Raw genomic sequence first — 19,700 nt, forward strand, 5'->3', positions numbered from 1 at the left:
CGACAGTATTTTAAAGGATCAGGTCCAGCTATAAAGCAAGGGCCTGATTTTTTGTTTTAAACGGTAACGTTTTCATAACGGCATAGGTATTTATCGATCAATTTTATACTTTTGAAAACAGCATGCCGAGAGATAATTTTCGTGCCTAAAAAAACATATTCTCTATTCTCAAAATATTAAAAAGACCTTATATGTCAGTCCTTACAAAAAAATTTACGACAAAATACGATACAGCACCTTTCTCCCAAATCAAGAATGATGATTTTCTTCCTGCCTTCCAAGAGGCTATTGCAGATGCCAAAAAAGAAATAGACGAGATTGTCAATAATCCAGAAGAGCCTACTTTTGAAAACACTATAGAAGCCATGGCTTTTAGCGGTGCTACGTTAGACAGGATATCGAATATTTTCTTTAACCTGCATTCGGCCGAAACCAACGACGAGCTTCAAAAGATAGCACAGGAAGTTTCTCCCCTATTATCTGAATTTGGGAATGACATCCGACTTAATGCCGACTTATTCAAAAAGGTCAAGGCCGTATATGACAATAAAAATAACCTCTCTCTCACGGCAGAACAGGATACCTTGCTCGACAAGCAGTACAAAAGCTTTTCGCGAAATGGGGCCAATCTATCTGAAGACAAAAAAAGCGAATTGCGTGAAATCGATAAGGAACTTTCGCGATTGAGCTTGGAATTCGGAGAAAATGTACTGTCGGAAACACATGCTTTCCAGCTTCATATTACCGATGAAAAAGACCTTTCCGGATTACCAGAAGGAACGATAGAAGCTGCCAGAGAACTGGCCCAAAGCCAAGAAAAAGAAGGCTGGGTTTTTACGCTGGATTATCCGAGTTATGTGCCTTTTGTGACGTATGCAGATAACAGGGAACTGCGCAAGAAGATGGCAGTTGCCTTCGGCTCTAAAGGCTTCCAGAAAAATGAATATGACAATCAGGAAATTGTTTTGCAGATTGCCAAGCTTCGCTATGAAAGAGCCAAGCTTTTAGGTTATGCTTCGCATGCGCATTTCGTGCTCGAAGAAAGAATGGCAGAAAGTCCTGAAAAAGTAACTACCTTCCTTAATGACTTGCTCGCAAAAGCACGACCTGCGGCCGAAAAAGAATTCAAACAGCTGACAAATTTTGCTAAGGAACTAGACGGCATTGAGCAGTTGGAAAAATGGGACGGCGCCTACTATTCTGAAAAGCTGAAACAGCAGTTGTTCAATCTGGACGATGAAAAGCTAAAGCCTTATTTCAAACTAGAAAATGTATTGGAGGGTGCTTTTACTGTGGCCGGACGATTATATGGGCTGACGTTTGTAGAAATAAATGATATCGAGAAATACCATCCTGATGTAAGAACGTATGAAGTAAAAGACGTTGCTGGCAATCTCGTTTCTATTTTTTATGCGGATTTCTTTCCGAGAAAAGGGAAAAGAAATGGTGCATGGATGACGTCTTTCAAATCGCAATATGTTTTAGGCGGTGTCAACGAAAGACCGCATGTTTCTATCGTATGCAACTTTACAAAGCCTACAGAAACCAAACCTTCTTTATTGACTTTTAATGAAGTGACTACTTTATTCCATGAGTTCGGACATGCTTTGCACGGGATGCTGGCGGATACGGTTTATCCTAGCTTATCGGGTACCAGCGTGTATTGGGACTTTGTGGAATTGCCAAGTCAGATTTTCGAAAATTGGTGTTATGAGCCGGAAGCACTGGCTTTGTTCGCGCGCCATTATCAAACCGGAGAAGTTATTCCTACGGAATACATCCAGAAAATAAAAGAAAGCGCTAGTTTCCAAGAAGGCATAGCCACTATGAGACAGTTGAGCTTCGGCTTGCTTGACATGGGATGGCATGGTCAGGATCCTACGTTTATCAAAGATGTAAAGGAATTTGAGAATGAGCAGTTTGCCTCGACGAAGCTGTATCCGGATATAAAAGAAAATGCTATGAGCACTGCTTTTTCACATATTTTCCAAGGCGGCTATTCCTCTGGATATTACAGCTACAAATGGGCTGAGGTATTGGATGCGGATGCTTTTGAGTATTTTAAAGAACAGGGAATATTTAGTCCGGAAGTGGCTACTAAGTTCAAAGAAAATGTCCTTTCTAAAGGCGGAACGGAGCATCCAATGATTTTATACAAGAGATTTAGAGGCAATGAGCCAAAACCTGACGCACTGCTCAAAAGAGCAGGACTGCTTTAGTTTTTAATTATTTGATTTTAAAATATTTGGGATTGCCAGTAAAATAAGGCAATCCCTTTTTTTATTCTATACTTTAACTTTTGGAATTATGGAAATCCATAATTTTTCTTACAGTTTTTCATATATTTGATACCTTTCTTAACTTCTTTTTATGAAAAAACTTTACCAGAACTTTATCTTTGCGTTAATTTTTTCCTTGAATGTAATCAGCTCCTACGGGCAGCTACCAGATTTCACTCTTACGGTCACATCAGCTGATGAGACTTGTAATAGAAACGGAATGCTTTCCTTTACAGTAAGCGGGACACATCCCAATGCTAACATTATCTATACTATTTACAAGCTGCCGAACACAACCTCTCCGTACGCAACAGTGAGCACAAATACCTTGTCGGGTCTTGTTGGAGGTACATATAGGGTCATTGCTACCCAAACCTTGGGAACCGAAAGCAATAGCAAGCAGCAGGATGCCGTCATCAACAGCACGGTCACTGCATTACAATTCAACATGACATACAGTGATATTCCCTGTAGTCTTAATAGGAACATCAATGTTATTGTTACTTCAGGAAATCCCACAGGATATGAAATTATAGCAGGACCTATTATAAAGCCGCGACAGCCATCTAATGTTTTTACCAATCTTGTAGCCGGAAATTACCTTATCAAAGTATATGATTCTTGTGGCAATGCGGTAACACGATCGTATACTTTAGTGACGCCTGAAAGTATATCAAATCCGCTTGCTATTTCGGAACATTTAGTTCCAGGTCCAGAATTGTCTGCGTGCAGCTCGGTTGGAGTGAGACATGTATTAAGCGTCAATCCAGACTATATCATCAATTATCCCCTTACCATTGTATATACTATTTATCCGCCGGGCGGCGGCGCACCGATCATAAGAACTTTTACTATCAACAGAATTGAAGATTTTACTTCATCCGACCTTACATCTAACCCAAATACTTACGGTTTTGAGGCCGACTTGCCTTATTACGATCAACCTTACAGCTATAATTTATTGATTACAGATGCCTGCGGCAATCAATTCCAAAAAGAAAGTAATCAAGTCACTGAAATGTATGAAGCATCCATACAAACGCAAATCAACAACTGTGGCATAAAAACATTTTCTGTCAAAGCATCAAATTTCGTCTACCCTATTACGGTGCAATTTCTTTCTGCTCCAGCTGGTTTTAATCCGAATCTCTATAACCCATCGCATCCTACTTTTTTTAGCGATCCGACGTATGGAAATACTACAAATATACTTCCCGAAGGCAGTTATCTGGTTAGGGTAACGGATGCCTGCGGAAGAACAGATACCGCTGAGGTAAATATTGTCCATGAAACCACAGCCGAAGTGACAGCAACGGGCTCTTGCGGTGCTTCAGGAACTATTAGCGGAGAAATTTTGGGCTCCGATATTGTTTCTGCCACTATACAAATTGCTCCTTCAGATTTTGCTTTTCCTACGCCTTATAACGTCAATGCTTATATTCAGCCAGATGGAACTATTTTTATCTCGGGCATACTGGTCCCTGGCCAATATACTATCATTCTTTATGATGATTGTGGAAATTCTTATACAAAACCCATAACGGTACCTCCCGCCAGTTCCAATGTTCCGAGAGTTAATTATCTAGGAGGATGTGCTCCTAGTTTCGGTTCAGTCTATATTGGAGGCGCACAGGATGTGCAGTTGTTAGACGCAGAGTTCATAACAGTACCAAGTACTTATAGCGGTCCTATGAATGTCTCTAGCAATATCCGGGGAGCCTATTTTATGATGAGCTCGCTTCCGGTCGGGACTTATCGCATCAAGATCAAAGATTCCTGTAATTCCGAGTATATACTGACGCTACAGATTAAGGAATACATTGGAAATACAACTTTTGAAATTGTTGAAGGATGTTCTTCGTTTAATTTCAAGATCAACCATACTAACAACAACGGCTCTTTTCCAAATCTTGGGTATTGGTTGCAGAAATTCAATCCGGTAACCGGCCAATGGGGACATCCGAACACCAATGTAGCCTATCCAGAAAACACTACTCCAAATGGTAATAACTCAATTACTATTGCCAACAATGCTTGGAATCTGAATTTAGCTATCGGAGGGCGCTTCAGAGTTCTAACTGCATCATCTATTTATGGTAGCGTGGGCGTTAGCAGCAATTGCTTATTTGTAATCAAAGAATTTGAGACAGGAAGCCTTCCAGAAATAAAGGGAGCCTTAAATTTTTCATGTTCAGGCACGCTTTCTGATGTATTATTAAATGTAGAAGGTGAAGGAAATTATGCTTTTAGCATCATTAAAAAAAATGACGTCCCTTTTAATTTTTCAAATGGCAACAGTCCTTTATTTACAGATTTAGAATCTGCAGTATACGTCTTTCAAATAGTTGACGAATGCCAAAACACAAGCACTTATACTCATGACGTGACAACGCCATTTGTCTTTTCTATAGCAGCCACATTATGCGACGGACAGAACAGCAGTCTTTCTGTTCCGAATTTCCCTTACTTGCAATACAGATGGTATAAGCAAGGTGCCGAAAACGTTACATTGAGCACAAATGCCAGCCTCAGCTTTAATCCTTTAAATGTCAGCACTAATTCTGGTATTTATCATGTAGCTGTCACCTATCCTGCAGAACCTGATTCATGCTTGAACCAGACTTTGAGCTACGAAATCAATGCAGGAATACAGCCAAATGCAGGAGAAGACAATACGGTTAATATATGCGACATTCCACCTTCTATCAACTTATTTGACTATCTATTAGATAATGCAGACCGAAACGGTACTTGGGAGCAAATCACTCCAGTCGGAACTCTTTCTGCCAACGTATGGAGTACAGAAGGCGCCCAACAGGGTTCTACTTATTATTTTAGCTATGTTGTAAATGGTTTCTGCGGCGTAGAGGATGAAGCCATAATAGCGATTCATTTCCTCAATATCTTACCTGCTCCTATTATCAATAGTATAGGGCCAGTTTGTGTCGGAGCTCCGATAAATCTGAGAATCCAGAATCCGAATATTCTTTACCATTATGTTTGGTCGGGACCTAACGGATTTACGGCAACGGGCATCGCTCCAGTGTTTCCTAATGCGACCGTAGCCATGTCGGGAACTTATTCTGTCACGGCCAATCTAGTGAATTGTCCGTCGCAGCCCGTAACATTTGAATTGGTTGTGACGCCATTGCCGGAATTCCATTTCGCTAACGAAAACAACAGAATCTGTTCCGGACAAGAAATTTCGCTAAAAGTTGTTCCTGATAATTTTAACGAATTACAAGCTTCTTACCTCTGGAGCAATGAAGCCGGAGAAGTCATCGGAGGAAATTTTGCAGAAGTTGAAGTAAACGAACCCGGATTATATAACGTACTTGTTGATGTAGACGGCTGTACATTTTCGAAAGCAATTGAAGTTGAGGAAAACACAGATACTTTCTCCGTAGGAGCCGAGGCAAAATGTGAAGACGACCACTATATGCTTTCTGCCTATGCAATCGATAATTCTTTTAACGAGTCAACCGCTAGCTATGTGTGGACAGGCCCAAATAATTTTTATGCCACGACGCAATCTACAGACATTACTGGATTAGAGTCAGGAACTTATACTGTCGTAGTCACAAATGAGGAAGGATGTTCTGAAACCATATCAATTCCTGTTGAAAAAAGCTATTGCAAGATTCCGAAAGGAGTTTCTCCTAATGGAGATAATGATAACGACACATGGAATTTGGCCGGACTCGACATCTTGAGGGTAAAAATCTTTAACCGTTACGGAATGGAAGTCTATGAGATGAACAACTACGTAAACCAATGGCATGGCCAATGTTCTGATGGAAAATTATTGCCAACAGCAACCTATTACTACTATATCTCTTTCCGAAACGGAAAAGAAAAAACCGGATGGGTCTATCTGAATCGAGAAGTGCATTGATAACTTTTTGACACAAAATAAAAGGTTGCCAGTAGCTGCTGGCAGCCTTTTTAATTTGAAAATGATAGAAGATAAAATATCTTTCAATTATTTTTGAAAGTTTAAAAATATATTCTTACCTTTGGACTATGGAATTCAAGGAAGCAAAAAACAAATTCATTCAGACGTGGGGAGCATTAGGCTCACAATGGGGCATAAACAAAACGATGGCTCAAATTCATGCACTGCTGATGGTTTCTCCAGAACCGCTTTCTATGGAAGACATCATGGAAGAATTATTGATTTCTAGAGGAAATGCCAGCATGAACCTCCGTGCCTTGATGGACTGGGGTATCGTGTACAAAGAATACAAATCGGGCGAACGAAAAGAATTTTTTACAGCCGAAAAAGACCTAGATGAATTGGCCGTAAAAATTGCACAAGAAAGAAGCAAAAGAGAAATCAAGCCAGCCTTAAGAGTCTTAAAAGACGTCTCTTCTATCAAAGGAAACGAAACCAAAGAAACAAAGCATTTTGTAGATCAGACCTCCAAACTATACGATTTTGTTTTAAAAGCCGACAATATGATTGACAAAGTAACTGAGTTTAAAGACAATTGGATTGGCCGTTTGGTTATGAAAATCATGAAGTAAAAAAATTTAATTAAAAGTTTCATTTTTTTCTGAAAGTTTAAAATACTATTATAACCATTAATCAAAACTATTGATTATGAAAACACTTGAGCACCAAACCTTACTTTATGACGAAGACTGTCCGCTCTGTCAAGCCTATACAACAGGTTTTATAAAAGCAGGAATGTTGGATAAGAATGGCAAAAAACCTTTCTCAAAACTTACTGATGAAGAACACAGTTTCATTGATTTTAAAAGAGCTTCTAATGAAATTGCTTTAGTCGATAACCAAAACAAAACCGTAACTTATGGAATCGACAGCTTGCTGAAAGTGATTGGAAATTCTTTTCCTTGGATGGAAAAAGTCGGAAACATTTCTCCAATAAAATACTTATTGAAAAAACTGTATTCATTTATCTCTTATAACCGAAAAGTAATTATTCCGAATAAAAAAACAGAACAGAATATTTTGCAATGCATTCCAAGTTTTAATTACAAATACAGAATTATTTACATCCTTTTTGCAATAATCATTACGGCTTTCACGCTTTATAATTACTCAGGATTGTTTCAAGATTTACCAAAAGGGAATTTTAGCAGGGAAGCTATCTTAGCTTTCGGACAAATTATTTTTCAAAGCCCATTTCTATTAAAATTCGACAAAAAGACTGTTCTAAATTATGTCGGAAATCTGATGACAGTTTCCCTATTTGGCTCTCTTCTTTTGACTCCGGTTTTACTGCTAAATCAATTCCTAGAAATCCCAGAAATTATAATTCTAAGCTGGTTCGCTATTACCGTTCTGCTGATGTTCATCGAACATTTCCGAAGAATTAAAATTCTACAACTCCCTCCCTATCTTTCTTACACTTGGGCAGTCTACAGGATTATTGCCTTAATTATCATCTTAAATTTATACGTATGAAAAAGCTTATAATCGCAGCAGGAACAGGATTCTTAGGCCAAGTTTTGGCGAATCATTTTAAAGATAAATTCAAAGAAATAATTATCCTTACCAGAGGAGATTCTAAAATAAAAGACGGCATCAACTATATAAAATGGAATGCCAAAACATTTTCTGGTTGGGAAAAAGAATTAGAAAATACCGACGTGCTTATTAATCTTGCAGGCAAATCTGTAGATTGTAGGTATACGGAAGAAAACAAAAAAGAGATTCTCGATTCAAGACTCGAAAGCACTCGCATTCTAAATCTTGCCGTTCTTCATTGTCAAAACCCTCCAAAACATTGGCTAAACTCTTCAACTTCCACAATATATAGGCATTCATTAGACAAACAAATGGATGAGGTCGATGGTGAAATCGGAGATGATTTTTCTATGAATGTTGCCAAATCTTGGGAAAAGGCTTTTTTTGAAACCGAAACGCCAACAACTAGAAAAACAGCGCTGAGAACTTCAATAGTATTAGGCAAAAAAGGAGGCGCATTTCTTCCTTTGAAAAATCTAGCGAAAATAGGTTTTGGAGGTAAACAAGGAAAAGGCAACCAATTTATCAGCTGGGTTCATGAAAAGGATTTTGCCAGGGCGTTAGAATTTATTCTTGAAAAAGAATTGACCGGAGTCGTAAATATTGTTTCTCCAAAACCGATTCGAAATGCTTCTTTTATGAAAGCACTTCGCAAAAGTTTAGGCATTCCAGCCGGAATTCCGATTAATGAAAAGCTTTTGAAATTTGGAGCAAAAATCATTGGTACCGAAACAGAATTAGTATTAAAAAGCAGAAATGTAATTCCGAAACGATTATTAGAAAATGGTTTTGAGTTTGAATTTGGAGATTTGGAAATGGCTTTAAAGAATTTAAAATAACCAACCCTGACAGCGTTGAAACGCTGTCAGGGTTATAACAATCAAACCAAATAAATCATCCCTAACCAAAAAATCGGAATACTTTCCACCCAAAAAGAAGTATAATATTTCGAACGATTTTGATTTGCAAATAGCATAAAAAGAGCAGTCGTAATAACCAAAATAGCATTGACAAAAAGCTGGTTAATATCGATTGTGCTTTTCAAAAACTCCAAGAAATAAAGCGGAATAAGTATAAGTATTCCTAAGATTTTGGTTTTTTCCACTCCTATTCTTTGAGGTACGGTTTTCAGAGCAGGATCATCTGTTTTCAAGTCGATGATTTCAAATATCAGAATTAGGCTGATGACTAATAAAAATCGCTGGCAGCATTTGAGAATTACATCTGAAAAGACTTCGGTTCCTGCGTTCAGCAAAGGCAGCAAAGTGGTAACGCCAGACCAGCAAATAGCTACGATATAAATCTTGACACCGCTCCAATTCCGTATATTTTTTTTCTTCGAAAAAACGGGAACCGTATACAAAAATGTCAGTCCAAAGAAGATTATCGCAGTTATCTGAGTAACACTGCCCAAACAAAAAAAGAAAAAAGCAGTAGTCAAAAGCGAAATAACGCTCACTATTGCAATCGCTTTTAATTCAAATCGTAATGGCTTTTTATTCCGAAAAAAATCTTCGTATTTGATAAAGTTATATCCGAAAATTGTTCCAAAAAACGCAAAGCCGGCCATCGGTAAATCAAAGCTATTTTGGAACATGTGATTGGTCATCAGAACCAGCGACAGAACAGCAACAGCTACATGGATGCTTCCATTTATATAAAAATCAAATAGTCGTCTGATAGCCTGCATACTGCAAAAATAACGAAACTGTTAACAACACGGTATTTTCGTTGAAAATTTCCTAAAAAAACCATGTTAAAAAAGGATTTATTTTTGAGATTAATAAGTACTTTTGTGCCACAAAAAACAACCCACTACAATATTATATGAAAACAGATGCTTTTGCTTTAAGACATATCGGTCCGAGAGAAAACGATTTGCAGCACATGCTGAAAACTATTGGTGTTGAATCAATTGACCAGTTGATTTATGAAACGCTTCCGGATGATATCCGTCTAAAAGCGCCATTGAATTTAGAACCAGCAATGACTGAATATGAATATTTGAATCACATTCAGAAATTAGGAAATAAAAATAAAGTATTCAAATCATATATTGGTTTGGGTTATCATCCAGCTATCGTTCCTGCGGCTATCCAAAGAAATGTTTTTGAAAATCCAGGATGGTACACGGCATATACGCCGTACCAAGCTGAAATCGCACAAGGCCGTTTAGAAGCTTTATTGAATTACCAAACGACTGTTATCGAATTGACAGGAATGGAAATTGCCAACGCTTCTTTACTTGACGAAGGAACTGCCGCTGCAGAAGCTATGGCGTTGCTTTTCGACGTAAGAACACGCGACCAAAAGAAAAACAATACAAACAAATTCTTCGTTTCTGAAGAAATATTGCCACAGACTTTATCAGTCCTACAAACTCGTTCGACTCCAATTGGCGTAGAATTAGTTATCGGAAACCATGAAGAATTTACTTTCGGAAATGATTTCTTTGGAGCTATTCTTCAATACCCAGGTAAATTTGGACAAGTCTATGATTACGCTGGATTTATTTCTCAAGCAAAATCAAACGAAATAAAAGTAGCCGTTGCTGCTGACATCTTAAGCTTGGTAAAATTAACTTCTCCTGGTGAATTGGGAGCTGATGTAGTTGTTGGAACAACGCAACGTTTCGGAATTCCGATGGGTTATGGCGGCCCACACGCAGCTTATTTTGCTACAAAAGAAGAATACAAAAGAAGCATGCCGGGAAGAATCATCGGCGTGACTGTTGATACGAACGGAAACCGTGCACTTCGTATGGCTTTGCAGACTCGTGAACAGCATATCAAACGCGAAAAAGCAACTTCAAATATTTGTACGGCTCAAGTACTTTTGGCTGTTATGGCCGGAATGTATGCAGTATATCACGGTCCAAAAGGATTGGAATATATCGCCGACAAAGTTCATGCTTCGGCAGTAACTACAGCAGAAGCCTTGAATAAAATCGGAATTACCCAAACGAACACTTCTTTCTTCGACACGATTGTCGTGAAAGCAGATGCTCAAAAAGTAAAAGCGATTGCCGAGAAAAACGAATTCAATTTCTATTATATCGATAACGAAACGGTTTCCATTTCATTTAACGAAACAACCAGTTTGGCAGATATCAACACGATTGTGGCTATTTTTGCTGAAGCTGCAGGAAAAGAAACTGTGAAAGTAACCGAATTAGCTACACAAATCAGCTACCAAGAAAGCTTAAACAGAACAAGTACTTTCTTGACACACGAGGTTTTCAACAAACACCATTCGGAAACAGCTTTAATGCGTTACATCAAAATGCTGGAAAGAAAAGATTTGGCTTTGAACCACTCGATGATTTCATTAGGATCTTGTACGATGAAATTGAACGCTGCAGCAGAAATGCTGCCGCTAAGCATGGCAAATTGGAATAACATTCACCCATTTGCTCCAGTAGAACAAGCGGAAGGATACCAAATCATGCTTAAAAAATTAGAAGAGCAGTTAAACGTTGTGACTGGTTTTGCCGGAACAACTTTACAGCCTAATTCTGGTGCTCAAGGCGAATATGCAGGTTTGATGGTTATTCGTGCGTACCACCAGTCAAGAGGCGAATCACACAGAAATATCGCTTTGATTCCAGCTTCGGCTCATGGAACAAACCCAGCAACGGCAACAATGGCAGGAATGCATGTTGTGGTAACAAAAACATCTGAAAACGGAAATATTGACGTTGAAGATTTAAGAGCAAAAGCAATTCAATATAAAGATAACTTGGCGTGTTTGATGGTAACTTATCCATCGACTCACGGGGTATACGAAGCATCTATTATTGAGGTGACAAAAATTATCCATGAAAATGGAGGTCAAGTTTATATGGACGGTGCCAACATGAATGCACAAGTTGGATTGACAAACCCAGCAACTATTGGTGCTGATGTTTGCCACTTGAACCTACATAAAACGTTTGCTATCCCTCACGGAGGTGGCGGACCTGGAGTTGGACCGATCTGTGTTGCAAAACACTTGGTAGAATTCTTGCCAACAAATCCAGTAATTGCAACAGGAGGCGACAACGCAATCACGGCAATTTCTGCAGCACCTTGGGGTTCTGCTTTGGTTTGCTTGATTTCTTACGGATACATCACAATGCTTGGTGCTGAAGGCTTGACAAGCTCAACACATCATGCTATTTTGAATGCCAATTATATCAAAGAAAGATTAAACGGTCATTATGCGACTTTATATTCTGGAGAAATGGGACGTGCGGCTCACGAAATGATTATCGAATGTCGTCCGTTTAAAGAAAAAGGAATTGAAGTAACAGACATCGCAAAACGTTTGATGGATTACGGCTTCCATGCTCCGACAGTTTCTTTCCCTGTAGCTGGAACTTTGATGATTGAGCCAACAGAAAGCGAAAACTTAGAAGAATTAGACCGTTTCTGCGATGCGATGATTTCCATCAGAAAAGAAATCGAGAACGCTTCTGCAGACGACAAAAATAACGTCTTGAAAAATTCTCCTCATACATTGGCAATGCTAACGGCGGACACTTGGGATTTTCCATACACAAGGGAAGACGCAGCTTTCCCATTAGAATATATTGCTGAGAATAAATTCTGGCCATCAGTTCGTAGGGTTGATGATGCTTATGGAGACAGAAATTTAGTTTGTTCTTGTGCTCCGATAGAAGCTTATATGGAAAGTTAATTCCTTAAAATAGATCGATAAAAACCGATAGTTTTAAAATCTATCGGTTTTTTTTATATCTGAACATAAAAAATTACAGCATAAAAAAATGCCCCGACTTCTCGAGGCATTTGATTTATTAAGAAAACTTATATTAGTATTTGTAAGCTACTCCTTTTTTGATAGCTTGAGAGCCGCCTAATGAATTTGAACTAGCTCCAACAGTAGTCTTGTCAGCAGTTAATAAAATAAAAGGACATCCAAGTTTGGCTGCTTCCATTTTTAGTTTTTTCTCTGCTTTTTTATCTCCTGTATTTCCTGTTTGGAAGTTAATTAGACCTGTTTTTCCTCTAACTTCTTCACCTTTTTTCAATCCAGCGATATACGATTTTTCTTCTAGGATTACGACTTTTTCCCAATCTTTTTCAGAGTTCACAATAATTTTTTCAGAAACCTCTTCTACTCTTCCGCTTTTTCCGTAAACGATTTTTTCAATGGCATACTTACCAATAGAATTTTCTGCATCTTCACCATCATATTTAAACACGATAACATATTCATCCAAGCGGATTACTTTTCCATTAACAGTTTCTCCATTGTGCTTGAAGATTTTGTCAGTCTGTGCAAAAATTAATGAAGAGGTCATTAACAACATCAGTAATAAAATACTTTTTTTCATTTTTTCTAAGTTAATTGTTGATTTTGGCGCCAAATATAACATTTTTACTTACAAAAAAAACATAATTTGTTTTTTAATCCTCAAGATATTAACCTAATTTTAAACTTTTCCGAAATAACATGATAAAAGATATTGAAAATCGTGAGGATTTAGTAATGTTAATGTCCAAATTCTACAATAAACTACTTAAAGACAACACGATAAGCTACTTATTTACTGACATCGCCAAAATAAACCTTGAAGAACATCTTCCTATTATTACAGATTTCTGGAACCTGAGCTTGTTTGGCAAAGGCAATTATAAAAATAACGTACTCCAACTTCACTTAGACCTCAATAAAAAGTCAAATTTAACGCCTGAACACTTCAAAACATGGCTTGCTACCTTTAATTTGACTGTTGATGAAAACTTTTCAGGAGAAAATTCGGAACGGATTAAAACCAAAGCTTTATCCATTTCGACCGTTATGCAGATTAAATTACACAAATCAGCATAAAATAAAAGCATATCATTAATATTCTTTCAAAAAAATGACGATATCATAATTATATGCATGCATAGCATTTTTTGTTGTCGGCCCATTAATTTTTAATACATTAGCATAATCTATAAACTTTCAAGATGAATATAAAAATAATTGGTTCTGGCAGTTACATTCCAGAAATCAAAATAACAAACCAAGATTTTGATAAGCATGTTTTTCTAAGTGAAGATGGAACGCCTTTGTCTCATTCTACAGAAGTCATTATTGGAAAATTTAAAGATATTACCGGAATAGAAGAACGTCGTTATGTCGACAACGAATTGCTTGCTTCCGACATCGCTTTTTTGGCATCACAACGTGCCATAGAAGATGCAAAAATTGACCCTGAAACAATTGACTATATCATACTTGCGCATAATTTTGGAGATGTAAAACACGGCAAAATTCAGTCAGACATGATTCCGAGTTTGGCCTCAAGAGTCAAACATAGGCTTCAGATTAAAAATCCGAAATGCGTGGCCTATGATATTCTTTTCGGATGTCCGGGATGGATTGAAGGTACGCTCCAAGCTAACGCTTACATCAAATCAGGAATGGCCAAACGCTGCCTTGTGATTGGAGCTGAAACGCTTTCAAGAGTTATCGATCCGCATGATCGTGATTCGATGATTTATGCCGATGGTGCCGGAGCGACCATTGTAGAAGGCACGGAAGATAGCGAAGGAATATTATCGTATGAAAGCGCCACATTTGCATATGAAGAAGCCAACTACTTGTATTTTGGAGAATCCTATAATAAAGATTTGGATCCAGACGTACGTTATATCAAAATGTTCGGCCGTAAAATCTATGAATTTGCATTGAGCCAAGTTCCCTGTGCCATGAAGAGCTGCCTTGAGAAAAGCGGTATTGATATTTCTGAAGTCAAAAAGATTCTTATACATCAGGCCAACGAAAAAATGGACGAGGCAATAATTCACCGATTTTATAAATTATTTCAGCAAACGCCGCCCAAAGACATTATGCCAATGAGCATCCATAAATTTGGCAATAGCAGCGTTGCAACAGTCCCAACCTTATACGACCTTTTAATGAAAGGAAAAATCGAAAATCAGAAACTTCATAAGGGAGATGTTATTATCTTTGCATCCGTTGGCGCAGGAATGAATGTCAACGCATTTACTTATAGACTATAAAAAGTTCCAGTTTCAGGTTTCAAGCTGTCATTGCAATACTTTGAAAACTTGAAACCTTAAACTTGAAACACGATGTACGAAAAAACGTTTCCGAATAAAAGATTCAAGCATACGCTGGATTTTTTAAACAAGCATATTACTACTTCAGAAACAATCCTCGATTTAGGAGTGGAAAATCCATTCTCAAAAATCATGAAAGAGGAAGGTTTTAAAGTCCTAAACACGACAGGTGAAGATCTGGACAATGACCAGGCTGCGCTTCAGGGAGAGCACTATACTGTAACAACAGCATTTGAAATATTCGAGCATCTGTTGAATCCTTATACCGTATTGCAAAATATAAAATCCGACAAGCTATTTATTTCTATACCGTTGCGTCTTTGGTTTTCACCGGCCTATCGCAGCAAAACTGATATGTGGGACCGCCATTATCACGAATTTGAGGATTGGCAGCTCGACTGGCTGTTGGAAAAAACAGGCTGGAAAATAATCGACAGGCAAAAATGGACAAATCCAGTCAAGAAATTTGGAATCAGACCCTTATTGCGAAGATTCACGAACAGATATTATATTGTTTATGCTGAGAAAATTCATAATTCATAATTCATAATTCATTATGAACTATTATATCGTCATTCCAGCGCATAACGAAGAAGCTTTTATCGCTTTAACTTTGCAGTCTTTAGCAGATCAAACGCTCCTGCCTACAAAACTCGTGGTGGTTGATGATAATTCGACAGACAAGACATCAAAAATAGTTCAAGAATTTGCTGCAAAATATCCTTTTATACATCTGGTAAAAAGAACTTCTGAAGCCATCCATCTTCCTGGAAGCAAGGTCATCCAGGCTTTTCACAAAGGATATGAAACGTTGGACGAAAATTATGATGTAATCGTAAAACTGGATGCCGACTTGATTCTGCCAGCAAATTATTTCGAAACGATTATCACTATTTTCAAATCGGACTCAAAAATCGGCATGGCCGGAGGATTTGCGTATATCGAAAAAAACGGTGATTGGATACTTGAAAACCTTACCGACAAAGATCATATACGTGGCGCTTTTAAAGCATATCGAAAAGAATGCTTTCTACAGATCGGAACTTTAAAGCCTGCTATGGGCTGGGACACTGTAGACGAACTGCTTTGCAAATTCTACGGCTGGAAAGTAGTAACCGACGCCTCCTTAAAAGTAAAACATCTCAAACCGACTGGAGCTAACTACAACAAAATTGCCCGTTATAAACAAGGCGAAGCATTCTATAGTTTAGGCTATGGGTTTCTGATTACGGCAATTGCTTCGGCTAAATTAGCAATGCTTAAGAAAAAACCTTTCTTATTTTTTGACTACATCAAAGGTTTTCTAAAGGCAAAAACGGCAAAAAAACCTCTTTTGGTAACAGAAGAACAAGCCCGATTTATTAGAAGCTACCGCCTGAAAAAAATGAAGGAAAAGTTAATTTAATGGTACGTTACCATTTTCATGACTATCTTTAGTCCAATCGCTTTTATCTATTTAGCAGTTTCTCAAAAAAACTCATAATCCATAACCAGCAACTCATAACAAATTTCGTATTTTAGCCATAATTTAGAAACGTATAATGATAATTCGATACTTAACCCAAATAGGCCGCTATTTTATCATGTTGAAGGAAATCTTCAATAAACCGACAAAATGGTCCTATATGAAGCAGCTCATCTTAAAAGAAATAGACGATTTGATTATCGGATCTTTAGGAATCGTTGCTTTTATTTCTTTCTTTATTGGTGGTGTTGTTGCGATACAAACTGCTTTAAACTTGACCAATCCTCTGATTCCAAAAACCTTGATCGCTTTTGCAACAAGGCAGTCTGTAATATTAGAATTTGCGCCTACTTTTATTTCGATCATCATGGCCGGAAAAGTAGGATCTTTCATTACTTCCAGCATTGGGACAATGAGAGTTACAGAACAAATTGATGCTTTAGAAGTTATGGGAGTAAATTCGCTAAACTACTTAGTTTTCCCAAAAATAGCTGCTTTGATGCTTTACCCGTTCGTAATTGCATTAAGTATGTTCTTAGGAATTTTAGGCGGTTATATGGCTTCTGTTTATGGCGACCTGACCTCTAGCGATGAGTTTATTACCGGATTACAAACCGATTTTATTCCGTTTCACATTGTGTACGCGTTTATAAAAACAATGGTCTATGCCTTTATCTTGGCAACCATTCCTTCTTTTCATGGTTATTACATGAAAGGCGGTGCTTTAGAAGTAGGTAAAGCGAGTACGGTTTCATTTGTTTGGACGAGTGTCGTGGTTATTCTCATGAACTTTATATTAACACAATTACTTTTAAGCTCATGATCGAAGTAAAAGACATAAAAAAATCGTTTGGCGATTCACAAATCTTAAAAGGGATTTCTACTACTTTTGAGGCTGGAAAAACCAATCTTATTATCGGGCGAAGCGGCTCTGGAAAAACCGTTTTGCTTAAGACATTGCTTGGAATTCACACTCCAGATGAAGGATCTATATCTTTCAACGGAAAAATTTATTCGGAATTGACTCCAGATGAAAAACGAGAATTAAGAACAGAAATCGGAATGGTTTTCCAAGGAAGCGCTCTTTTTGATTCCATGACAGTGGAAGAAAATGTGGGCTTTCCGCTAAAAATGTTTTCCAACAAGAAAAAGAGCGAAATCCGCGATCGCGTCAATCAAGTACTAGAAAGAGTTAATCTTGTGGATGCCAATAAAAAATTTCCTTCTGAAATTTCTGGAGGTATGCAGAAGCGTGTTGCCATTGCAAGAGCTATTGTAAACAATCCGAAATATCTTTTTTGTGATGAGCCAAACTCGGGGTTAGACCCAGAAACCTCTATCCTTATTGATGTCCTGATCCAAGAAATTACTAAAGAATACAATATGACTACGGTCATAAATACGCACGACATGAACTCCGTCTTGCAAATTGGCGAAAAAATCGTTTTCTTAAAAAACGGACTGAAAGAATGGGAAGGAAACAACGAAGAAATTTTAGAGACTAAGAACAAATCTATCGTTGAGTTTGTCTACTCATCAGACCTATTCAAAAAAGTCAGGGAAAGCCTTTTGGCTGATGCTGATGAAGAAGAAAACAACAATAAATAAAAAAAGCCTGCAGAAGCAGGCTTTTTTTATTTATTTATAATCGCTGTAATTCGTTTTATCTCTTGTTCCTTATCCTTTGGATAAATCAGTAATACGTCTTCTCTATCTACGATTATATAATCATTCAGTCCATCAATAACAATCAATTTCTTTGCATCGGTTCGGATGATATTGTTTGAGGCATTTTCTAGAAAAACTGTAGCGTTAATCACAGCGTTCAACTGATTATCTTTAGGAAGTTTCTCATACAATGAACCCCATGTACCCAAATCATTCCAATCAAAAGTAGCCGGAAGCACAAATACATTTGATGCTTTTTCCATAACCGCATAATCGATAGAAATATTTTCCGCATCGGCATAATTCTCTTCAATAAAGACTTTTTCCAAATCAGAATTATAGTTTTCAAAGCCTTTCATAAACAAGCTATACAGCTGTGGCTGAAAAATCTCAAAGGCTTGGATAATTGATTTTACGCTCCAAATAAATATGCCTGCATTCCACAGAAAATTTCCGCTTTTCAAAAACTCTTTGGCGGTTTCATAATCTGGTTTTTCTCTAAATTGGCTTACTTTTTTTATAGGATTTTCATCCGATTTATCATATTCAATATAGCCAAAACCTGTATTAGGAAAAGTCGGCTGTATACCTAGAGTCATTAAAGCATTATCTTTTTCGCAAAAGTCAAAAGCAACCTGAAGATCGTTTATGAATGCTCCTTCATCTTCAATCCAATGATCGCTTGGCGCTACAACCATTACGGCATCCGGATTTATTTTTTTTATTTTTAAGGAAGCGTATAAAATACAAGGCGCCGTATTTCTCATTGCTGGCTCCAACAAAACCTGTTCTTGTTTGGCTTCAGGAAGTTGAGCCAAGACCAAATCATTGTATTTTTCGTTTGTCAGGATAAAAATATTTTCTGGCGGAATCAGCTTAGATAATCTGCTAAATGTTTTTTGGATGAGAGTTTCCCCTGTCCCCAGCATATCGTGAAACTGCTTTGGAAATTCGCTAGTGCTCACTGGCCAAAATCGAGAGCCAACACCACCAGCCATTAGTATGGCAAAATAATTCTTATTCATATTTGGATTATATTTTTACAATCTATGTAAATATTCTTAATTCTAAACTTAAATCAAAATGGTTTAATTAACATTTAACATCAGCTGGGCAAAAGTTCTACTTCTGCATTCGGATTAAATAAATAAATCCTTCCTGAACTTACTTCTAGGCATTCAAACCGTTTGATCCTTTGAGCACCTTTTTTAAATATCTTTCCGTTATGGATTCTAAACAAACTTCCATAAGGTATCTCAAATATATAATTCTTATCGTTTCCTTCGTCAAATTGTTTTAAGGCCAAAGACAAGGTCGCATCCGTGTCGCTGCTTGCCGCCGGATTCCTAAAATGCCTTGCCATCAGTGGCAATATATGGCTTGGGAAAATTTCAGGGCGTATAAAAGGAACCATCAATTGCTGAAAGGTATATTTCCATTCATTGCCATGGGGCTTGATATTCCTGCCAAACTTCTTAAAAGCGACCAGATGCGCTATTTCATGAATCAAAGTCATGAGAAATTTATATTTATTCAGGCTGGAATTTATAGTGATTTCATGTTTGCCACTGGCTCCTTTCCTATAATCGCCATGGCGTGTCATACGTTCATTGACAATTTTTAGATGGACTTCGTTGGCTTTAATTAACTCGAAACACGGCTCTACAGCGTGTTCAGGGAGATATTTTGACAAGACTTCACTCATTATTACAAATTTA

The 19,700-nt window shown here is 37.6% G+C and carries 16 protein-coding genes; 12 read left to right on the forward strand and 4 right to left on the reverse strand.

What is annotated here, in order from left to right:
• The first annotated feature begins 191 nt into the window (after positions 1-191).
• From CLV94_RS12800 to CLV94_RS12820, 5 genes are all read left to right on the forward strand, one after another.
• Positions 192-2,219 carry a M3 family metallopeptidase gene (locus tag CLV94_RS12800; protein WP_121376884.1) on the forward strand — a complete coding sequence of 676 codons (2,028 nt, stop codon included), beginning with the start codon at positions 192-194 and terminating at the stop codon, positions 2,217-2,219.
• A gap of 151 nt (positions 2,220-2,370) precedes the next feature.
• The gene (locus CLV94_RS12805; protein ID WP_121376885.1) at positions 2,371-6,174 is read left to right on the forward strand and encodes a gliding motility-associated C-terminal domain-containing protein; all 3,804 of its coding nucleotides are present in this window, start codon (positions 2,371-2,373) and stop codon (positions 6,172-6,174) included.
• Positions 6,175-6,302: 128 nt separating this feature from the next.
• The gene (locus CLV94_RS12810) at positions 6,303-6,806 is read left to right on the forward strand and encodes a GbsR/MarR family transcriptional regulator (protein WP_121376886.1); all 504 of its coding nucleotides are present in this window, start codon (positions 6,303-6,305) and stop codon (positions 6,804-6,806) included.
• A gap of 76 nt (positions 6,807-6,882) precedes the next feature.
• Positions 6,883-7,710 carry a DCC1-like thiol-disulfide oxidoreductase family protein gene (locus CLV94_RS12815; protein ID WP_121376887.1) on the forward strand — a complete coding sequence of 276 codons (828 nt, stop codon included), beginning with the start codon at positions 6,883-6,885 and terminating at the stop codon, positions 7,708-7,710.
• The gene (locus CLV94_RS12820) at positions 7,707-8,612 is read left to right on the forward strand and encodes a TIGR01777 family oxidoreductase (protein WP_121376888.1); all 906 of its coding nucleotides are present in this window, start codon (positions 7,707-7,709) and stop codon (positions 8,610-8,612) included. The genes CLV94_RS12815 and CLV94_RS12820 overlap by 4 nt, the downstream gene beginning before the upstream one ends.
• A 41-nt stretch (positions 8,613-8,653) precedes the next feature.
• On the opposite strand, the gene CLV94_RS12825 is transcribed toward CLV94_RS12820, so the two are convergent.
• Complete coding sequence (locus CLV94_RS12825) at positions 8,654-9,463, reverse strand: UbiA prenyltransferase family protein (protein WP_121376889.1); 810 nt, start codon at positions 9,461-9,463, stop codon at positions 8,654-8,656.
• Positions 9,464-9,600: 137 nt separating this feature from the next.
• On the opposite strand from CLV94_RS12825, the gene gcvP reads away from it, so the two are divergent.
• Positions 9,601-12,450, forward strand: a complete 2,850-nt coding sequence (gene gcvP / locus CLV94_RS12830) for an aminomethyl-transferring glycine dehydrogenase (protein WP_121376890.1) — start codon at positions 9,601-9,603, stop codon at positions 12,448-12,450.
• 133 nt (positions 12,451-12,583) lie between these two features.
• Here gcvP and CLV94_RS12835 read toward each other — a convergent pair whose 3' ends face one another.
• The gene (locus CLV94_RS12835; RefSeq protein ID WP_121376950.1) at positions 12,584-13,108 is read right to left on the reverse strand and encodes a hypothetical protein; all 525 of its coding nucleotides are present in this window, start codon (positions 13,106-13,108) and stop codon (positions 12,584-12,586) included.
• Positions 13,109-13,227: 119 nt separating this feature from the next.
• Between CLV94_RS12835 and CLV94_RS12840 the strand changes: the two genes are divergently transcribed.
• The 6 genes from CLV94_RS12840 to CLV94_RS12865 all read left to right on the forward strand — a co-directional run bounded on the left by CLV94_RS12840 (position 13,228) and on the right by CLV94_RS12865 (position 17,922).
• Positions 13,228-13,605: a group III truncated hemoglobin gene (locus CLV94_RS12840; protein ID WP_170148799.1), complete on the forward strand. Its 378-nt coding sequence runs from the start codon at positions 13,228-13,230 to the stop codon at positions 13,603-13,605.
• 125 nt (positions 13,606-13,730) lie between these two features.
• Complete coding sequence (locus CLV94_RS12845) at positions 13,731-14,789, forward strand: 3-oxoacyl-ACP synthase III family protein (protein WP_121376891.1); 1,059 nt, start codon at positions 13,731-13,733, stop codon at positions 14,787-14,789.
• Positions 14,790-14,861: 72 nt separating this feature from the next.
• Positions 14,862-15,392, forward strand: coding sequence for a methyltransferase domain-containing protein (locus CLV94_RS12850; protein ID WP_121376892.1), 531 nt, complete (start codon positions 14,862-14,864; stop codon positions 15,390-15,392).
• Positions 15,393-15,405: 13 nt separating this feature from the next.
• A complete protein-coding gene (locus CLV94_RS12855) occupies positions 15,406-16,254 on the forward strand; it encodes a glycosyltransferase (protein ID WP_121376893.1) in 849 nt (282 codons plus the stop codon).
• Positions 16,255-16,387: 133 nt separating this feature from the next.
• On the forward strand, positions 16,388-17,137 hold the full coding sequence (locus CLV94_RS12860) for an MlaE family ABC transporter permease (RefSeq protein ID WP_121376894.1): 750 nt from the start codon (positions 16,388-16,390) through the stop codon (positions 17,135-17,137).
• Complete coding sequence (locus tag CLV94_RS12865) at positions 17,134-17,922, forward strand: ABC transporter ATP-binding protein (RefSeq protein ID WP_121376895.1); 789 nt, start codon at positions 17,134-17,136, stop codon at positions 17,920-17,922. The genes CLV94_RS12860 and CLV94_RS12865 overlap by 4 nt, the downstream gene beginning before the upstream one ends.
• Positions 17,923-17,948: 26 nt before the next feature.
• Here the strand turns inward: CLV94_RS12865 and CLV94_RS12870 are convergent, their stop codons facing one another.
• Both CLV94_RS12870 and CLV94_RS12875 read right to left on the reverse strand, forming a co-directional pair.
• Complete coding sequence (locus tag CLV94_RS12870) at positions 17,949-19,007, reverse strand: mannose-1-phosphate guanylyltransferase (protein ID WP_121376896.1); 1,059 nt, start codon at positions 19,005-19,007, stop codon at positions 17,949-17,951.
• Positions 19,008-19,087: 80 nt separating this feature from the next.
• Entirely contained in the window at positions 19,088-19,687 is a 600-nt protein-coding gene (locus tag CLV94_RS12875) for a SprT-like domain-containing protein (protein ID WP_121376897.1), read from the reverse strand.
• Positions 19,688-19,700 lie beyond the last annotated feature (13 nt).

The sequence above is a fragment of the Flavobacterium endophyticum genome (genome assembly GCF_003634455.1).
In the GTDB taxonomy this organism is placed as follows: Bacteria; Bacteroidota; Bacteroidia; order Flavobacteriales; family Flavobacteriaceae; genus Flavobacterium; species Flavobacterium endophyticum.

Excerpts from the sequence above, each read along its gene's own strand:
- CLV94_RS12800 (WP_121376884.1), top strand. The coding sequence starts at position 192 with ATGTCAGTCCTTACAAAAAAATTTACGACAAAATACGATACAGCACCT.
- CLV94_RS12805 (WP_121376885.1), top strand. The coding sequence starts at position 2,371 with ATGAAAAAACTTTACCAGAACTTTATCTTTGCGTTAATTTTTTCCTTG.
- CLV94_RS12810 (WP_121376886.1), top strand. The coding sequence starts at position 6,303 with ATGGAATTCAAGGAAGCAAAAAACAAATTCATTCAGACGTGGGGAGCA.
- CLV94_RS12815 (WP_121376887.1), top strand. The coding sequence starts at position 6,883 with ATGAAAACACTTGAGCACCAAACCTTACTTTATGACGAAGACTGTCCG.
- CLV94_RS12820 (WP_121376888.1), top strand. The coding sequence starts at position 7,707 with ATGAAAAAGCTTATAATCGCAGCAGGAACAGGATTCTTAGGCCAAGTT.
- CLV94_RS12825 (WP_121376889.1), bottom strand. The coding sequence starts at position 9,463 with ATGCAGGCTATCAGACGACTATTTGATTTTTATATAAATGGAAGCATC.
- gcvP (WP_121376890.1), top strand. The coding sequence starts at position 9,601 with ATGAAAACAGATGCTTTTGCTTTAAGACATATCGGTCCGAGAGAAAAC.
- CLV94_RS12835 (WP_121376950.1), bottom strand. The coding sequence starts at position 13,108 with ATGAAAAAAAGTATTTTATTACTGATGTTGTTAATGACCTCTTCATTA.
- CLV94_RS12840 (WP_170148799.1), top strand. The coding sequence starts at position 13,228 with ATGATAAAAGATATTGAAAATCGTGAGGATTTAGTAATGTTAATGTCC.
- CLV94_RS12845 (WP_121376891.1), top strand. The coding sequence starts at position 13,731 with ATGAATATAAAAATAATTGGTTCTGGCAGTTACATTCCAGAAATCAAA.
- CLV94_RS12850 (WP_121376892.1), top strand. The coding sequence starts at position 14,862 with ATGTACGAAAAAACGTTTCCGAATAAAAGATTCAAGCATACGCTGGAT.
- CLV94_RS12855 (WP_121376893.1), top strand. The coding sequence starts at position 15,406 with ATGAACTATTATATCGTCATTCCAGCGCATAACGAAGAAGCTTTTATC.
- CLV94_RS12865 (WP_121376895.1), top strand. The coding sequence starts at position 17,134 with ATGATCGAAGTAAAAGACATAAAAAAATCGTTTGGCGATTCACAAATC.
- CLV94_RS12870 (WP_121376896.1), bottom strand. The coding sequence starts at position 19,007 with ATGAATAAGAATTATTTTGCCATACTAATGGCTGGTGGTGTTGGCTCT.
- CLV94_RS12875 (WP_121376897.1), bottom strand. The coding sequence starts at position 19,687 with ATGAGTGAAGTCTTGTCAAAATATCTCCCTGAACACGCTGTAGAGCCG.